The organism is Enterobacter sp. BIDMC 29, from assembly GCF_019378755.1.
In the GTDB taxonomy this organism is placed as follows: Bacteria; Pseudomonadota; Gammaproteobacteria; order Enterobacterales; family Enterobacteriaceae; genus Enterobacter; species Enterobacter ludwigii.
Window position 1 is genome coordinate 4,953,324 of the sequence record NZ_CP080000.1, and the last position, 16,754, is coordinate 4,970,077.

Sequence of the window (16,754 nt, forward strand, 5' to 3'; positions counted from 1 at the left end):
TTTGTCACCCGTCACACGAAATCAGACAGGCTCCAGTATCCCTGTGCTGATATGCGACATATCATGTCGCCAGAATTAACCCCCATCTTAATCGTTGACAGTCTCAGGAAAGAAACATGGCTACCAATGCAAAACCCGTGTACAAACGCATTCTGCTTAAGCTGAGTGGCGAAGCGCTGCAGGGATCGGAAGGCTTCGGTATTGACGCAAGCATCCTTGACCGCATGGCACAGGAAATCAAAGAACTGGTCGAACTGGGTATTCAGGTTGGCGTGGTCATTGGCGGTGGCAACCTTTTCCGTGGTGCTGGTCTGGCGAAAGCGGGGATGAACCGCGTTGTGGGCGACCACATGGGTATGCTGGCAACCGTGATGAATGGCCTGGCAATGCGTGATGCGCTTCATCGCGCCTATGTGAACGCCCGCCTGATGTCCGCAATCCCATTGAATGGCGTCTGCGATAACTACAGCTGGGCAGAGGCGATTAGCCTGCTGCGCAACAACCGCGTGGTGATCCTCTCCGCCGGTACGGGTAACCCGTTCTTTACTACCGATTCCGCTGCCTGCCTGCGCGGTATCGAGATCGAAGCCGATGTGGTTCTGAAAGCGACCAAAGTGGATGGCGTGTTTACTGCCGACCCGGCAAAAGATCCGTCTGCCACCATGTACGATCAGCTGAGCTACAGCGAAGTGCTGGAAAAAGAGCTGAAAGTGATGGATCTTGCCGCCTTTACGCTGGCTCGTGACCACAAACTGCCGATCCGTGTCTTCAACATGAACAAACCTGGCGCACTGCGTCGCGTGGTCATGGGTGAAAAAGAAGGCACTTTGATCACAGAATAATTTCCGTCGGCGATAAATACAGGTAAGATTCCGCTTTATTTTGTAGTGGTATCTTACCTGGGCGCGCCTTTGGCGTTGTCAGAATTAAACGCGACTATACTTAGCACACCTGTAGCGCTGTGCTGGCGGATAGTCTGCCTGAGACAAGTTTTCAAGGATTCGTAACGTGATTAACGAAATCAGAAAAGATGCTGAAGTACGCATGGAAAAATGCGTAGAAGCGTTCAAAACCCAAATCAGCAAAATCCGTACTGGCCGTGCTTCCCCAAGCCTGCTGGATGGCATCATCGTAGAATACTACGGCACGCCAACGCCACTGCGTCAGCTGGCGAGTGTTACCGTTGAAGATACCCGTACGCTGAAAATCAACGTCTTCGATCGTTCTATGAGCCCAGCGGTTGAGAAAGCGATCATGGCGTCTGACCTCGGTCTGAACCCAAGCTCTGCGGGCGCTGACATTCGCGTTCCACTGCCTCCACTGACTGAAGAACGTCGTAAAGACCTGATCAAAGTTGTTCGTGGTGAAGCTGAGCAGGGTCGCGTATCCGTGCGTAACGTACGTCGTGATGCGAACGATAAACTCAAAGCGCTGCTGAAAGAAAAAGAGATCAGTGAAGATGACGATCGTCGTTCTCAGGACGACATTCAGAAAATGACGGATGCTGCGATCAAGAAAATTGATGCGGCGCTGGCAGATAAAGAAGCGGAACTGATGCAGTTCTGATTTCTGTCGTACACTGATAAACGCCGTTCAGAAGGACTTCGGGTCTTGCTGGCGGCGTTTTGCTTTTATCTGGTCTAACTTTTTTCGGGCATCTCATGAAGCATTTAACACTCCTTGGCTCAACCGGCTCTATCGGTTGCAGCACTCTCGACGTTGTTCGCCATAATCCTGAACATTACACCGTGACCGCGCTGGTGGCCGGTAAGAATGTGCAGCGTATGATCGAACAGTGTCTGGAGTTTACGCCTCGCTATGCGGTTATGGATGACGAAGAGAGCGCCCGCCTGCTCACCGCGCAGTTGCGTGAGAAAGGCTGTCGTACCGAGGTCCTGAGCGGCCAGCAGGCGGCCTGCGACATGGCTGCGCTGGATGAGGTTGATCAGGTCATGGCGGCAATCGTCGGGGCTGCAGGGCTGCTACCGACGCTTGCCGCTATTGATGCCGGTAAAGAGGTTCTGCTGGCTAACAAAGAGTCGCTGGTGACCTGCGGACGTCTCTTTATGGAGGCGGTGAAGCAGCGCGGGGCGCGTCTTTTACCGGTCGACAGCGAGCACAACGCGATTTTTCAGAGTTTACCGCAACCTTTTCAACAGAACCTGGGGTACGCTGACCTGGAGCAGAATGGCGTAGTATCGATTTTGCTTACCGGGTCAGGTGGCCCGTTCCGTGAAACGCCACTGTCTGAACTGAGCGCAATGACGCCTGAGCAGGCGTGCCGTCATCCGAACTGGTCAATGGGGCGTAAAATCTCCGTTGACTCCGCCACCATGATGAACAAAGGTCTGGAATACATTGAAGCGCGCTGGCTGTTCAATGCGTCGGCGAAACAGATGGAAGTGCTGATCCACCCGCAATCGGTGATTCACTCGATGGTGCGCTATCAGGATGGCAGCGTCCTTGCGCAACTGGGCGAACCGGACATGCGCACGCCTATCGCGCATGCCATGGCGTGGCCGAATCGGGTGAAGTCCGGGGCGAAACCGCTCGATTTTTGCAAGCTGAGTTCACTGACCTTTAGCGAACCGGACTACGATCGTTATCCGTGTCTGAAGCTTGCGATGAAAGCCTTTGACCAGGGGCAGGCGGCGACGACGGCACTTAATGCAGCTAATGAAATTACCGTTGAGGCATTTCTGAATCAGCAGATCCGATTTACCGATATTGCGACGTTGAATTTATCGGTACTGGAAATGATGGATTTGCGCGAACCACAAAGCGTGGAAGAGGTGCTGGCGGTGGATGCACAGGCTCGCGTTATTGCACGTAAGCAGGTAACACGCCTCGCAAGCTGGTGATAAAGCAAGCACTAGTGGTTGTGCTATTTGTTAGCGTTGGGCTTCAGTGATATAGTCTGCGCCACCTGATCGCAGGTATTTGACTTTACGTGGTCAGGTAAGCCGTGGTTTGACACGGCTTTTTTACGTATAGGCTTCAGTATTCCTGAGTACCGTTAAATCCTTTTCAGGGACCAAAAACGCGTTATGTTGTCTGCGAATCAACCAATAAGCGAAAACTTGCCAGCTCATGGCTGCCGTCATGTAGCAATCATTATGGATGGCAACGGCCGCTGGGCGAAAAGACAAGGGAAGATACGAGCCTTTGGGCATAAAGCTGGGGCGAAATCTGTTCGCCGCGCCGTTTCTTTTGCCGCCAATAACGGCATTGATGCGTTAACGCTCTATGCTTTTAGCAGTGAAAACTGGAATCGACCGCCGCAGGAAGTGACCGCGTTGATGGAATTGTTTGTGTGGGCGCTCGATAGCGAAGTAAAAAGCCTGCACCGCCACAACGTCCGTCTGCGTATTATCGGCGAAACCAGTCGTTTTAACTCACGTTTGCAGGAACGGATTCGTAAAGCAGAAGCGCTGACTGAAAATAATACCGGTCTGACGCTCAATATCGCGGCGAATTACGGTGGACGCTGGGATATTATCCAGGGCGTTCGGCATCTGGCCGAACAGGTTCAGGAAGGGCTGTTGAGACCCGACCAAATTGATGAAGAGGCGCTGAGTAAGCAAATCTGCATGAATGAACTGGCACCTGTGGATTTGGTAATTAGGACAGGGGGAGAACATCGCATCAGTAACTTTTTGCTGTGGCAAATTGCCTACGCCGAACTTTACTTTACTGATGTTCTTTGGCCCGATTTTGATGAACAAGACTTTGAAGGTGCGCTGCATGCCTTTGCCAATCGAGAGCGTCGTTTCGGCGGCACCGAGCCAGGTGGCGACAAAGCCTGATGGGGGTAGCTTTTGCTGAAGTATCGCCTGATTTCCGCTTTTGTATTAATACCCATTGTCATTGCGGCGCTGTTTTTACTGCCCCCGGTGGGATTCGCTATTTTGACGCTGGTGGTCTGCATGCTCGCCGCGTGGGAATGGGGTCAGTTTAGCGGCTTTACCTCACGCACTCAGCGGGTATGGCTGGCGGTACTCTGTGGCTTTATCCTGGCCCTGATGCTGTTTACCTTGCCTGAATATCACCATGATATTCATCAACCGCTGGTTGCCGGTTCCCTTTGGATATCGCTGGGCTGGTGGGTTGCCGCGCTGCTGTTGGTGCTTTTTTACCCAGGTTCCGCGGCATTCTGGCGTAATTCAAAGGTGTTGCGTCTTATTTTTGGCCTGCTCACAATTGTTCCTTTTTTCTGGGGTATGGTCGCACTGCGCGCCTGGCACTATGACGAAAACCACTACAGCGGCGCGATCTGGCTGCTTTATGTGATGATTCTCGTCTGGGGGGCTGACTCTGGGGCCTATATGTTTGGTAAACTGTTTGGCAAACATAAACTGGCGCCAAAAGTGTCTCCGGGCAAAACCTGGCAAGGATTCATCGGCGGCCTGTTTACGGCAGCAATCATTTCCTGGGGCTATGGCGTCTGGGCGAATCTGGAAGTGGCACCGTCAATACTGCTGGTGTGCTCTATTTTTGCTGCGCTGGCCTCGGTACTCGGTGATTTAACCGAAAGTATGTTTAAGCGTGAAGCAGGGATTAAGGACAGCGGACACCTGATTCCAGGACATGGCGGTATACTGGATCGCATTGATAGCCTGACAGCGGCTGTTCCAGTGTTTGCGTGCTTGCTTTTACTGGTATTCGGGACGATTTAACGGAAGGTTTTATGCTGAGCATTCTCTGGAATCTGGCGGCGTTCATTGTTGCACTGGGTGTACTGATTACCGTGCATGAATTTGGCCATTTCTGGGTTGCTCGCCGTTGCGGTGTGCGGGTAGAGCGGTTTTCCATCGGTTTTGGTAAATCACTCTGGACGCGCACTGACCGCCACGGCACAGAATTTGTCATCGCTCTTATCCCGCTTGGCGGCTACGTTAAGATGCTCGACGAACGCGTTGAGCCTGTCGCCCCTGAGCTACGACACAGCGCATTCAACAACAAAACCGTTGGACAACGCGCCGCCATCATCGCTGCCGGGCCGGTAGCCAACTTCATCTTTGCTGTTTTCGCCTACTGGCTGGTGTTTATCATCGGCGTGCCTGGCGTGCGTCCGGTTGTAGGTGAAATTGCGCCTGATTCCATCGCGGCGAGTGCGCAAATTACGCCGGGGATGGAACTTAAAGCGATTGATGGCATCGAAACCCCTGATTGGGATGCCGTGCGTCTGCAGCTGGTAGCCAAAATTGGCGAGCGGCAGACAACATTCAGCGTGTCGCCGTTTGGTTCTGACCAGCGGCAGGACAAAGTGCTCGATTTACGTCACTGGCGTTTCGAGCCAGACAAAGAAGATCCCGTCTCTGCGCTGGGCATTCGTCCACGCGGTGCGCAGATTGAGCCGGTATTAGCCGAAGTACAGGCAAACTCGGCTGCCAGCAAAGCAGGTTTGCAAGCGGGCGACAGGATCGTTAAAGTCGATGGTCAACCATTAACAGAGTGGATGACCTTTGTTACTCTGGTGCGCGATAATCCGGGCACGTCGCTCGCGCTGGAAGTTGAAAGGCAGGGCAGTCCGCTTTCGCTGACGCTGACTCCGGATACGAAGTCGGTCGGCAAAAAGGCAGAAGGGTTTGCAGGCGTTGTGCCGAAAGTCATCCCGCTGCCAGATGAGTACAAGACAATACGCCAGTATGGGCCGTTCAGCGCCATCCTTGAAGCCACGGATAAAACATGGCAACTGATGAAGCTGACGGTAAACATGTTGGGGAAATTGATAACCGGTGATGTGAAACTGAACAACCTCAGTGGGCCAATTTCAATAGCTCAGGGGGCTGGGATGTCAGCGGAGTTCGGGGTGATTTACTATCTCATGTTTCTTGCGCTCATTAGCGTGAACCTTGGGATAATCAACCTGTTCCCGCTTCCCGTTTTAGACGGGGGTCATCTGCTGTTTTTGGCGATTGAAAAGCTAAAAGGCGGGCCGGTATCCGAGCGAGTTCAAGACTTTAGTTATCGCATTGGCTCGATTTTGCTGGTGCTGTTAATGGGGCTTGCACTTTTCAATGATTTCTCTCGGTTGTAAGAGAGTTAGTTAGGAAGAACGCATAATAACGATGGCGATGAAAAAGTTGCTCATAGCGTCGCTGCTGTTTAGCAGCGCCACCGTATACGGTGCTGACGGGTTCGTAGTGAAAGACATTCATTTCGAAGGCCTTCAGCGTGTCGCCGTTGGTGCGGCCCTCCTCAGTATGCCTGTGCGCCCCGGCGATACGGTTAATGATGATGACATCAGTAACACCATCCGTGCTCTGTTTGCCACTGGCAACTTCGAGGATGTCCGCGTCCTGCGCGATGGTGATACGCTTCTGGTTCAGGTAAAAGAACGTCCGACGATCGCCAGTATCACCTTCTCCGGTAACAAGTCGGTGAAAGATGACATGCTCAAGCAGAACCTTGAAGCATCTGGCGTACGTGTGGGGGAATCCCTGGACCGCACAACCCTTTCAGACATAGAAAAAGGTCTGGAAGACTTCTATTACAGCGTGGGTAAATACAGTGCCAGCGTGAAAGCGGTTGTGACGCCGTTGCCACGTAACCGTGTTGACCTGAAACTGGTCTTCCAGGAAGGTGTTTCTGCGAAGATCCAGCAGATCAACATCGTGGGTAACCACGCGTTCAGCACCGATGAACTGATCTCTACGTTCCAGCTGCGCGACGAAGTGCCATGGTGGAACGTGGTGGGCGATCGTAAATACCAGAAGCAGAAACTGGCGGGCGACCTTGAAACCCTGCGCAGCTACTATCTGGATCGCGGTTATGCCCGTTTCAACATCGACTCGACTCAGGTCAGTCTGACGCCAGACAAGAAAGGCATCTACATTACGATTAACATCACAGAAGGCGATCAGTACAAACTTTCTGGTGTTGACGTGAGTGGTAACCTGGCAGGCCATTCTGCTGAGATCGAATCGCTGACCAAAATTCAGCCGGGCGAGCTGTATAGCGGGTCTAAAGTGACCAAAATGGAAGACAGCATTAAGAAGCTGCTCGGCCGCTATGGTTATGCTTATCCGCGTGTACAAACTCAGCCTGAAATCAACGACGCGGATAAAACTGTGAAGCTTCACGTTAACGTTGATGCGGGTAACCGTTTCTACGTGCGTAAGATCCGCTTCGAAGGTAACGACACCTCCAAAGATTCCGTCCTGCGTCGCGAGATGCGTCAGATGGAAGGCGCATGGTTAGGTAGCGACCTTGTTGACCAGGGTAAAGAGCGTCTGAACCGTCTGGGCTATTTCGAAACGGTTGATACCGATACCCAGCGTGTTCCAGGCAGCCCGGATCAGGTTGATGTCGTTTATAAAGTCAAAGAGCGTAACACCGGTAGCTTTAACTTCGGTGTGGGCTACGGTACTGAAAGTGGCGTCAGCTTCCAGGTCGGCGTACAGCAGGATAACTGGCTGGGTACGGGTTACTCCGTAGGTATCAACGGTACCAAAAACGACTACCAGACATACTCTGAGTTCTCTGTTACCAACCCATACTTCACCGTAGATGGTGTGAGCCTGGGCGGTCGTATCTTCTATAACGACTTTAAAGCAGATGACGCGGATCTGTCCTCTTACACCAACAAGAGCTACGGTGTAGATGGCACGCTCGGCTTCCCGGTTAACGAATACAACTCGCTGCGCGCTGGTTTAGGTTATGTGCATAACGACCTGTCCAACATGCAACCGCAGGTGGCGATGTGGCGTTATCTGGACTCTATTGGTCAGTCAACCAGTAAAAATGGGGACAACAACGGCTTTGCTGCTGATGACTTCACCTTCAACTATGGCTGGACCTATAACCGTCTCGACCGTGGTTACTTCCCGACGGAAGGTTCTCGTGTCAACCTGAACGGTAAAGTGACCGTTCCGGGTTCTGATAACGAGTTCTACAAGGTAACGCTGGACACCGCGTCCTACTTCCCAATTGATGACGACCACAAGTGGGTCGTCCTGGGTCGTACCCGTTGGGGCTATGGCGATGGTTTAGGTGGCAAAGAACTGCCATTCTATGAGAACTTCTACGCCGGTGGTTCCAGCACCGTCCGTGGCTTCCAGTCCAACAACATTGGTCCGAAAGCGGTCTATTACGGCGGTAACGACACCGATAACTGTAATAAATCGTCGTCTTCTGAAGTCTGTAGCTCTGATGATGCGGTGGGCGGTAACGCCATGGCCGTTGCCAGCCTGGAGTTCATCACACCAACGCCGTTCATCAGTGATAAATACGCAAATTCAGTCCGTACATCCATCTTCTGGGATGCCGGTACTGTATGGGATACCAACTGGGAGAATACTGCCCAGATGCGTGCGGCAGGCGTACCAGACTACAGCGATCCGAGCAATATTCGCATGTCTGCAGGTATCGCATTACAATGGATGTCACCGCTGGGGCCGTTGGTCTTCTCTTACGCCCAGCCGTTTAAGAAATACGATGGAGACAAAGCGGAGCAATTCCAGTTTAACATTGGTAAAACCTGGTAATAATCCGCTGCAATGGAATGCGTTGGCAGTGTAGCGCTGACAACTGGCGATCGGTAACACGATCGCCTTGCCACGCAAAGAACGGTACCTTCTGGTGCCAATGGGATGGTAAGGAGTTAATTGTGAAAAAGTGGTTATTAGCTGCAGGTCTCGGTTTAGCGATGGCAACCTCTGCTCAGGCAGCAGACAAAATTGCAATCGTCAACATGGGTAATTTGTTCCAGCAGGTTGCACAGAAAACAGGTGTTTCTGCGACGCTGGAAAACGAATTCAAAGGCCGTGCAAGCGAACTGCAGGGTATGGAAAACGATCTTCAGTCCAAAATGCAGCGTCTGCAGCGTGATGGTTCTACCATGAAAGCGAGCGACCGTAGCAAGCTGGAAAAAGACGTAATGGCTCAGCGTCAGACGTTCTCCCAGAAAGCGCAGGCTTTCGAGCAGGATCGTCAGCGTCGTTCTAACGAAGAGCGTGGCAAGCTGGTGACTCGCATTCAGACTGCTGTTAAAGCAGTTGCTGCCGATCAGAGCATCGATCTGGTTGTTGATGCGAATGCCGTTGCTTTCAACAGCAGCGATGTTAAAGACATCACCGCTGATGTTCTGAAACAGGTTAAATAAGTAATGCCTTCAATTCGACTGGCTGATTTAGCTCAGCAGTTGGATGCAGAATTACACGGTGATGGCGATCTCGTCATCACCGCTGTTGCGTCCATGCAATCTGCTAAAGCCGGCACTATTACCTTCATGGTAAGCCCTAAGTACCGTGAGCAACTGGCTCAATGCCAGGCGTCAGCTGTTGTTCTGACGCAGGACGATCTTCCGTTTGCCACTGGAAGCGCGTTGGTAGTGAAAAATCCCTACCTGACGTATGCACGCATGGCACAAATTCTTGATTCCACGCCGCAGCCGGCGCAGGACATTGCTGCCAGTGCAGCGATTGATCCGACGGCTCAGCTTGGTCACAACGTGGCAGTTGGCGCAAATGCCGTTATCGAATCTGGCGTGGTGCTGGGCGATAATGTTGTCATTGGCCCAGGTTGCTTCGTTGGGAAAAATACGAAAATCGGCGCCGGGACCCGTTTATGGGCCAACGTGTCTGTTTACCATGAAGTAGAAATTGGCGAAAATTGCCTCATTCAGTCCAGCACAGTGATTGGTTCTGATGGCTTTGGCTACGCTAACGATCGTGGTAATTGGGTTAAGATCCCACAGCTTGGTCGCGTGATTATCGGCGATCGTGTTGAGATCGGTGCTTGTACCACCATTGACCGTGGTGCACTTGACGATACGATTATTGGCAATGGTGTTATCATCGATAATCAGTGCCAGATTGCGCATAACGTTGTGATTGGCGACAATACCGCGGTTGCGGGTGGCGTTATCATGGCGGGCAGCCTGAAAATTGGCCGTTACTGCATGATCGGCGGTGCGAGCGTGATTAATGGCCATATGGAAATATGCGACAAGGTGACCGTGACAGGAATGGGCATGGTAATGCGTCCTATCACCGAACCTGGCGTCTATTCCTCTGGCATCCCGCTGCAACCCAACAAGGTATGGCGTAAAACAGCTGCTCTGGTGATGAATATTGATGATATGAGCAAGCGACTCAAGTCTCTTGAGCGCAAAATCGATCAACAAGACTAAGCGTTCATCCGTTTAATGCTATATTCCCCGGCCTGTCGGCTTTCTTATAAACCGGCAGGCCGTGTTATTATTTTTATCAGTACATTTTGACAGGAAGAGTATTTTGACTACTGACACTCATACTCTGCATATTGAAGAGATTTTAGAACTTCTGCCGCACCGCTACCCGTTTTTGCTGGTAGACCGTGTGCTGGATTTTGAAGAAGGTCGTTTTCTGCGCGCAGTGAAAAATGTTTCCGTGAACGAGCCGTTCTTCCAGGGACACTTCCCGGGTAAACCTATCTTCCCGGGTGTGTTGATTCTGGAAGCGATGGCACAGGCTACCGGTATTCTTGCGTTTAAAAGCGTGGGCAAACTGGAGCCGGGTGAGCTGTACTACTTCGCGGGTATCGATGAAGCGCGCTTCAAGCGTCCTGTCGTGCCTGGTGATCAGATGATCATGGAAGTCACTTTTGAAAAAACGCGTCGCGGCCTGACTCGCTTCAAAGGCGTAGCTCTGGTTGACGGCAAAGTTGTTTGCGAAGCGACTATGATGTGTGCTCGTAGCCGGGAGTCTTGATACGTGATTGATAAATCCGCCTTTATTCATCCTACCGCCATTGTGGAAGTCGGTGCCATTATTGGTGCTAACGTCCATATTGGCCCATTTTGTATTGTTGGACCCCATGTCGAAATTGGTGAGGGTACAGTACTGAAATCTCACGTTGTCGTGAATGGTCATACGACTATTGGCTGCAATAACGAGATCTATCAGTTCGCTTCCATCGGCGAAGTAAACCAGGATCTTAAATATGCTGGTGAGTCGACCCGTCTGGAAATCGGCGATCGTAACCGCATTCGCGAAAGCGTCACCATTCATCGTGGAACAGTACAGGGTGGTGGATTGACGAAGGTGGGCAGCGACAACCTGTTTATGGTTAATGCGCATATCGCGCACGACTGTACGGTAGGTAACCGCTGTATTCTTGCCAACAACGCAACGCTGGCAGGACACGTATCGGTAGATGATTTCGCAATTATTGGCGGCATGACCGCAGTCCATCAGTTCTGCATCATTGGTGCACACGTGATGGTCGGCGGATGCTCCGGTGTGGCGCAGGATGTCCCACCGTTCGTCATTGCGCAGGGTAACCATGCCACGCCGTTTGGCGTGAACATCGAAGGCCTCAAGCGTCGTGGCTTTAGTCGCGAAGCGATTACTGCAATCCGCAACGCGTACAAACTGTTGTACCGTAGCGGTAAAACGCTGGAAGAGGCGAAGCCGGAAATTGCCGAGCTGGCGGAGAAGCACCCTGAAGTGAACGAGTTCATGACGTTCTTTGACCGTTCCACAAGGGGTCTGATTCGTTAATGGTCGACAGTCGTCCGCTTACGATAGCCCTGGTCGCCGGAGAAACCTCCGGCGATATTCTTGGTGCAGGTCTTATCCGTGCGCTCAAGGCCCGGGTACCCAATGCGCGCTTTGTAGGCGTTGCTGGCCCGTTGATGCAGGCCGAAGGCTGTGAAGCCTGGTATGAAATGGAAGAGCTGGCTGTGATGGGTATCGTTGAGGTGCTGGGTCGCCTGCGCCGTCTGCTGCACATTCGTGCCGATCTCACCCGTCGCTTTACCGAACTCAAACCCGATGTGTTTGTCGGTATCGATGCACCGGATTTCAACATTACCCTCGAAGGGAATCTGAAGCAGAAGGGCATCAAAACCATTCATTATGTCAGTCCGTCCGTCTGGGCGTGGCGACAGAAACGCGTTTTCAAAATCGGACGGTCAACCAACCTGGTGCTGGCTTTTCTGCCTTTCGAAAAAGCGTTTTACGACAAATTTAATGTCCCGTGCCGTTTTATCGGTCATACCATGGCGGATGCAATGCCGCTGGATCCGGATAAAAACGCGGCGCGCGATGTGCTGGGTATTCCTCATGATGCGCACTGTCTGGCACTGCTGCCCGGTAGCCGTGGTGCAGAAGTCGAGATGCTCAGCGCGGACTTCCTGAAAACGGCGCAAATCCTTCGCAAGACCTATCCTGACCTCGAAGTGGTTGTGCCGCTGGTGAATGCAAAACGTCGCGAGCAGTTTGAGCGCATCAAGGCGGAGGTTGCTCCGGATCTCCATGTTCATCTGCTGGACGGGAAGGGCCGTGAGGCGATGGTCGCAAGCGACGCCGCACTGTTGGCCTCGGGCACCGCTGCGCTGGAGTGTATGCTGGCGAAGTGCCCGATGGTGGTAGGCTATCGCATGAAGCCGTTCACCTTCTGGCTGGCGAAACGTCTGGTGAAAACGGACTATGTCTCTCTGCCAAACCTGCTTGCCGGGCGCGAGCTGGTGAAAGAGCTTCTGCAGGATGAGTGCGAGCCGCAGGCGCTGGCCGATGCGTTGTTACCGCTACTGGCCGACGGCAAAACCAGCCACCAGATGCATGATACGTTCCGCGAACTGCATCAGCAGATCCGCTGTAATGCCGATGAACAAGCGGCTGAAGCGGTGCTGGAGTTAGCAAAATGATGGAATTTATTTATCCTCACACCCACCTCGTGGCGGGTGTGGACGAAGTCGGTCGTGGCCCGTTAGTGGGTGCAGTGGTGACCGCTGCGGTGATCCTCGATCCTGCTCGCCCGATTATCGGGTTAAACGACTCTAAAAAATTGTCTGAAAAGCGCCGTCTGGCGCTGTTTAGTGAGATTCAGGAAAAGGCACTGGCCTGGAGCCTGGGGCGTGCAGAGCCGCATGAGATCGACGAACTCAATATTTTGCATGCCACTATGCTGGCGATGCAGCGTGCAGTGGCGGGTCTGAAAATTACCCCGGAGTATGTCCTGATTGACGGAAACCGCTGCCCTGCATTGCCGATGCCGTCAATGGCGGTGGTGAAAGGCGATAGCCGGGTCGCAGAAATCAGTGCGGCTTCAATCATTGCCAAAGTGACGCGTGATGCCGAAATGGCCGCGCTGGACCTCACTTACCCTCAGTATGGCTTCGCCCAGCATAAGGGTTATCCAACGGCCTTTCATCTGGAAAGGCTGGCTGAACATGGCGCAACTGAACATCACCGACGCAGCTTTGGCCCGGTGAAACGCGCGCTGGGACTGGTGTCCTGAATCAATACGCAAGCAATTAAGTAACGCGGAATCTGAAGATGGCTGAACCACGTTTCGTACACCTGCGGGTGCATAGCGACTACTCCATGATCGATGGGCTGGCGAAGACCGGGCCGCTGGTAAAAAAGGCGGCCTCGCTTGGCATGCCTGCGCTGGCGATCACCGATTTTACCAACCTGTGTGGCCTGGTGAAGTTCTACGGAGCGGCACATGGCGCGGGGATGAAACCCATCGTTGGCGCGGATTTTCACGTCCAAAGCGATCTTATTGGCGATGAATTGACGCAAATCTCCGTGTTAGCGATGAATAACGTAGGGTATCAAAACCTGACTCTGCTTATCTCCAAAGCCTATCAGCGCGGCTATGGCGCACTGGGGCCGTGGATCGACCGGGACTGGCTGGCTGAGCTGAACGACGGGCTGCTGCTGATCTCCGGCGGCCGTATGGGTGATGTCGGCAAATGTCTGCTGCGTGGCAACAGTGCGCTGGTGGATCAGTGCGTGTCGTTCTATGAAGAACATTTCCCGGATCGTTACTACCTTGAGCTGATCCGCACCGGTCGGCAGGACGAAGAGAGTTACCTGCACGCCGCGGTTGCGCTGGCTGAAGAACGCGGCCTGCCCGTGGTGGCAACCAATGACGTGCGTTTCCTTGAGCCTGGCGATTTTGACGCGCATGAGATTCGCGTCGCGATCCATGATGGCTTCACGCTTGACGATCCGAAACGTCCGCGCAACTACTCGACTCAGCAGTACATGCGCAATGAAGAGGAGATGTGCGAACTCTTCTCCGATATCCCGGAAGCGCTGGAGAACAGCGTTGAGATAGCCAAACGCTGTAACGTCACCGTGCGCCTTGGCGAATACTTCCTGCCGCAGTTCCCGACCGGGGACATGACCACGGAAGACTTCCTGGTCATGAAGTCGAAAGAAGGCCTCGAAGAGCGTCTGGAATTCCTCTTCCCGGATGAAGACGAGCGTAAAAAACGTCGACCAGAATATGACGAGCGCCTGGATATTGAACTCCAGGTGATCAACCAGATGGGTTTCCCGGGCTACTTCCTGATCGTTATGGAGTTTATCCAGTGGTCGAAGGATAACGGCGTACCGGTTGGACCGGGGCGTGGCTCCGGTGCGGGCTCGCTGGTGGCCTATGCACTCAAAATTACCGACCTCGACCCGCTGGAATTTGACCTGCTGTTCGAACGTTTCCTTAACCCGGAACGTGTCTCGATGCCCGACTTCGACGTCGACTTCTGCATGGAGAAACGCGACCAGGTTATTGAACACGTGGCGGACATGTACGGCCGCGACGCGGTATCGCAGATTATTACCTTCGGTACGATGGCAGCGAAAGCGGTTATTCGCGACGTTGGCCGTGTACTGGGGCATCCGTACGGTTTTGTCGATCGTATCTCTAAACTGGTGCCGCCTGACCCAGGTATGACGCTGGCAAAAGCGTTTGAAGCTGAACCACAGCTGCCAGAAATCTACGAAGCCGATGAAGAAGTTAAAGCGCTGATCGACATGGCCCGTAAGCTGGAAGGCGTCACGCGTAACGCCGGTAAGCATGCGGGTGGGGTGGTTATCGCGCCGACCAAAATCACCGATTTTGCGCCGCTATACTGCGATGAAGCGGGCCAGCATCCGGTCACCCAGTTTGACAAGAACGACGTCGAATACGCCGGGCTGGTGAAGTTTGACTTCCTCGGTCTGCGTACGCTCACCATCATCAACTGGGCGCTGAAGATGATCAACGCCCGTCGCGAGAAGAATGGCGAGCCGCCGCTGGATATCGCGGCCATCCCGCTTGATGATAAGAAAAGTTTCGACATGCTGCAGCGCTCGGAGACCACCGCCGTCTTCCAGCTTGAATCCCGCGGCATGAAAGATTTGATTAAGCGCCTGCAGCCTGACTGCTTCGAAGATATGATCGCACTGGTGGCGCTGTTCCGACCGGGCCCGCTACAGTCAGGGATGGTAGATAACTTTATCGACCGTAAGCACGGGCGTGAAGAGATTTCCTATCCGGATGTACAGTGGCAGCACGAGTGCCTGAAGCCCGTTCTGGAGCCAACCTACGGCATTATCCTGTACCAGGAACAGGTTATGCAGATTGCCCAGGTGCTCTCTGGCTACACCCTTGGCGGCGCGGACATGCTGCGTCGTGCGATGGGTAAGAAAAAGCCGGAAGAGATGGCCAAGCAGCGCGGCACTTTCGAAGAAGGCGCAAGAAAAAACGGTATTGATGGCGAGCTGGCGATCAAAATCTTTGACCTGGTAGAGAAATTCGCCGGGTACGGATTTAACAAATCTCACTCTGCTGCCTATGCTTTGGTCTCTTACCAGACGCTGTGGCTGAAAGCGCACTATCCTGCAGAATTTATGGCGGCGGTTATGACTGCCGATATGGACAACACCGAGAAGGTGGTTGGCCTGGTCGATGAGTGCTGGCGCATGGGGCTTAAGATCCTGCCGCCGGATATCAACTCCGGTCTCTATCATTTCCACGTCAACGAGCACGGGGAAATTGTTTACGGGATTGGCGCGATCAAAGGCGTGGGTGAAGGCCCGATTGAGGCGATCCTCGAAGCGCGTAACAACGGCGGTTATTTCCGCGAGTTGTTCGATCTTTGCGCCCGTACGGACACCAAAAAACTGAACCGCCGCGTGCTCGAAAAACTGATCATGTCCGGCGCGTTCGACAGGCTGGGGCCGCATCGCGCCGCGCTGATGAACTCTCTCGGCGATGCGCTGAAAGCGGCTGATCAGCACGCCAAAGCGGAAGCAATCGGTCAGGCGGATATGTTTGGCGTACTGGCGGAAGAGCCAGAGCAGATAGAGCAGTCTTATGCCAGCTGCCAGCCGTGGCCAGAACAGGTGGTGCTGGATGGAGAGCGTGAAACGTTAGGCTTATACCTGACGGGGCACCCCATCACCCAGTACATCAAAGAAATTGAGCGCTATGTCGGAGGCTACAGGCTGAAAGACATGCATCCGACAGAACGTGGTAAAATCACCACGGCTGCGGGGCTCGTGATTGCTGCAAGGGTTATGGTCACCAAGCGCGGCAATCGTATCGGCATCTGTACGTTGGATGACCGTTCCGGGCGTCTGGAGGTGATGTTGTTCACCGACGCGCTGGATAAATACCAGCATTTGCTGGAAAAAGACCGCATACTTATCGTCAGCGGACAGGTCAGCTTTGATGACTTCAGTGGGGGGCTTAAAATGACCGCCCGCGAAGTGATGGACATTGACGAAGCCCGGGAAAAATATGCTCGCGGGCTTGCTATCTCGCTGACGGACAGGCAAATTGATGACCAGCTTTTAAACCGACTCCGTCAGTCTCTGGAACCCCACCGCTCGGGGACAATTCCAGTACATCTCTACTATCAGAGGGCGGATGCACGTGCGCGGTTGCGCTTTGGTGCAACGTGGCGTGTCTCTCCGAGCGATCGTTTACTTAACGATCTCCGTGGCCTCATTGGTTCGGAGCAGGTGGAACTGGAGTTTGACTAATACAGG

14 protein-coding genes are annotated in these 16,754 nt (G+C 53.2%); all 14 read left to right on the forward strand.

Annotated features, from left to right (window positions below; translation table 11 throughout):
* Positions 1-116 precede the first annotated feature (116 nt).
* The 14 genes from pyrH (at position 117) to dnaE (ending at position 16,748) form a co-directional block, all read left to right on the forward strand.
* Positions 117-842 (forward strand): UMP kinase, encoded by a 726-nt coding sequence (pyrH, locus tag JTA15_RS21530; protein WP_003856194.1) that lies wholly within the window; start codon positions 117-119, stop codon positions 840-842.
* A 166-nt stretch (positions 843-1,008) separates the two neighbouring features.
* Positions 1,009-1,566, forward strand: coding sequence for a ribosome recycling factor (gene frr / locus JTA15_RS21535; RefSeq protein ID WP_014168702.1), 558 nt, complete (start codon positions 1,009-1,011; stop codon positions 1,564-1,566).
* Positions 1,567-1,661: 95 nt separating this feature from the next.
* Positions 1,662-2,861, forward strand: a complete 1,200-nt coding sequence (ispC, locus tag JTA15_RS21540) for a 1-deoxy-D-xylulose-5-phosphate reductoisomerase (protein WP_020882617.1) — start codon at positions 1,662-1,664, stop codon at positions 2,859-2,861.
* A gap of 186 nt (positions 2,862-3,047) precedes the next feature.
* Positions 3,048-3,806, forward strand: coding sequence for a (2E,6E)-farnesyl-diphosphate-specific ditrans,polycis-undecaprenyl-diphosphate synthase (ispU, locus tag JTA15_RS21545; protein WP_014168704.1), 759 nt, complete (start codon positions 3,048-3,050; stop codon positions 3,804-3,806).
* 12 nt (positions 3,807-3,818) lie between these two features.
* Complete coding sequence (cdsA, locus tag JTA15_RS21550) at positions 3,819-4,676, forward strand: phosphatidate cytidylyltransferase (protein ID WP_014168705.1); 858 nt, start codon at positions 3,819-3,821, stop codon at positions 4,674-4,676.
* An 11-nt stretch (positions 4,677-4,687) separates the two neighbouring features.
* Positions 4,688-6,040, forward strand: a complete 1,353-nt coding sequence (rseP, locus tag JTA15_RS21555; RefSeq protein WP_219372707.1) for a sigma E protease regulator RseP — start codon at positions 4,688-4,690, stop codon at positions 6,038-6,040.
* 31 nt (positions 6,041-6,071) lie between these two features.
* The gene (bamA, locus tag JTA15_RS21560) at positions 6,072-8,489 is read left to right on the forward strand and encodes an outer membrane protein assembly factor BamA (protein ID WP_014168707.1); all 2,418 of its coding nucleotides are present in this window, start codon (positions 6,072-6,074) and stop codon (positions 8,487-8,489) included.
* Positions 8,490-8,611: 122 nt separating this feature from the next.
* Positions 8,612-9,106 (forward strand): molecular chaperone Skp, encoded by a 495-nt coding sequence (gene skp, locus JTA15_RS21565; protein ID WP_020882619.1) that lies wholly within the window; start codon positions 8,612-8,614, stop codon positions 9,104-9,106.
* 3 nt (positions 9,107-9,109) lie between these two features.
* Entirely contained in the window at positions 9,110-10,135 is a 1,026-nt protein-coding gene (gene lpxD, locus JTA15_RS21570) for a UDP-3-O-(3-hydroxymyristoyl)glucosamine N-acyltransferase (RefSeq protein WP_014168709.1), read from the forward strand.
* A 103-nt stretch (positions 10,136-10,238) separates the two neighbouring features.
* Entirely contained in the window at positions 10,239-10,694 is a 456-nt protein-coding gene (fabZ, locus tag JTA15_RS21575) for a 3-hydroxyacyl-ACP dehydratase FabZ (RefSeq protein ID WP_010426706.1), read from the forward strand.
* Positions 10,695-10,697: 3 nt separating this feature from the next.
* Complete coding sequence (lpxA, locus tag JTA15_RS21580) at positions 10,698-11,486, forward strand: acyl-ACP--UDP-N-acetylglucosamine O-acyltransferase (RefSeq protein WP_020882620.1); 789 nt, start codon at positions 10,698-10,700, stop codon at positions 11,484-11,486.
* The gene (gene lpxB, locus JTA15_RS21585) at positions 11,486-12,634 is read left to right on the forward strand and encodes a lipid-A-disaccharide synthase (RefSeq protein WP_020882621.1); all 1,149 of its coding nucleotides are present in this window, start codon (positions 11,486-11,488) and stop codon (positions 12,632-12,634) included. Before lpxA ends, lpxB begins: the two co-directional genes overlap by 1 nt.
* On the forward strand, positions 12,631-13,227 hold the full coding sequence (gene rnhB / locus JTA15_RS21590; RefSeq protein WP_014168714.1) for a ribonuclease HII: 597 nt from the start codon (positions 12,631-12,633) through the stop codon (positions 13,225-13,227). The genes lpxB and rnhB overlap by 4 nt, the downstream gene beginning before the upstream one ends.
* A 38-nt stretch (positions 13,228-13,265) precedes the next feature.
* Complete coding sequence (gene dnaE, locus JTA15_RS21595) at positions 13,266-16,748, forward strand: DNA polymerase III subunit alpha (RefSeq protein ID WP_219372708.1); 3,483 nt, start codon at positions 13,266-13,268, stop codon at positions 16,746-16,748.
* Positions 16,749-16,754 lie beyond the last annotated feature (6 nt).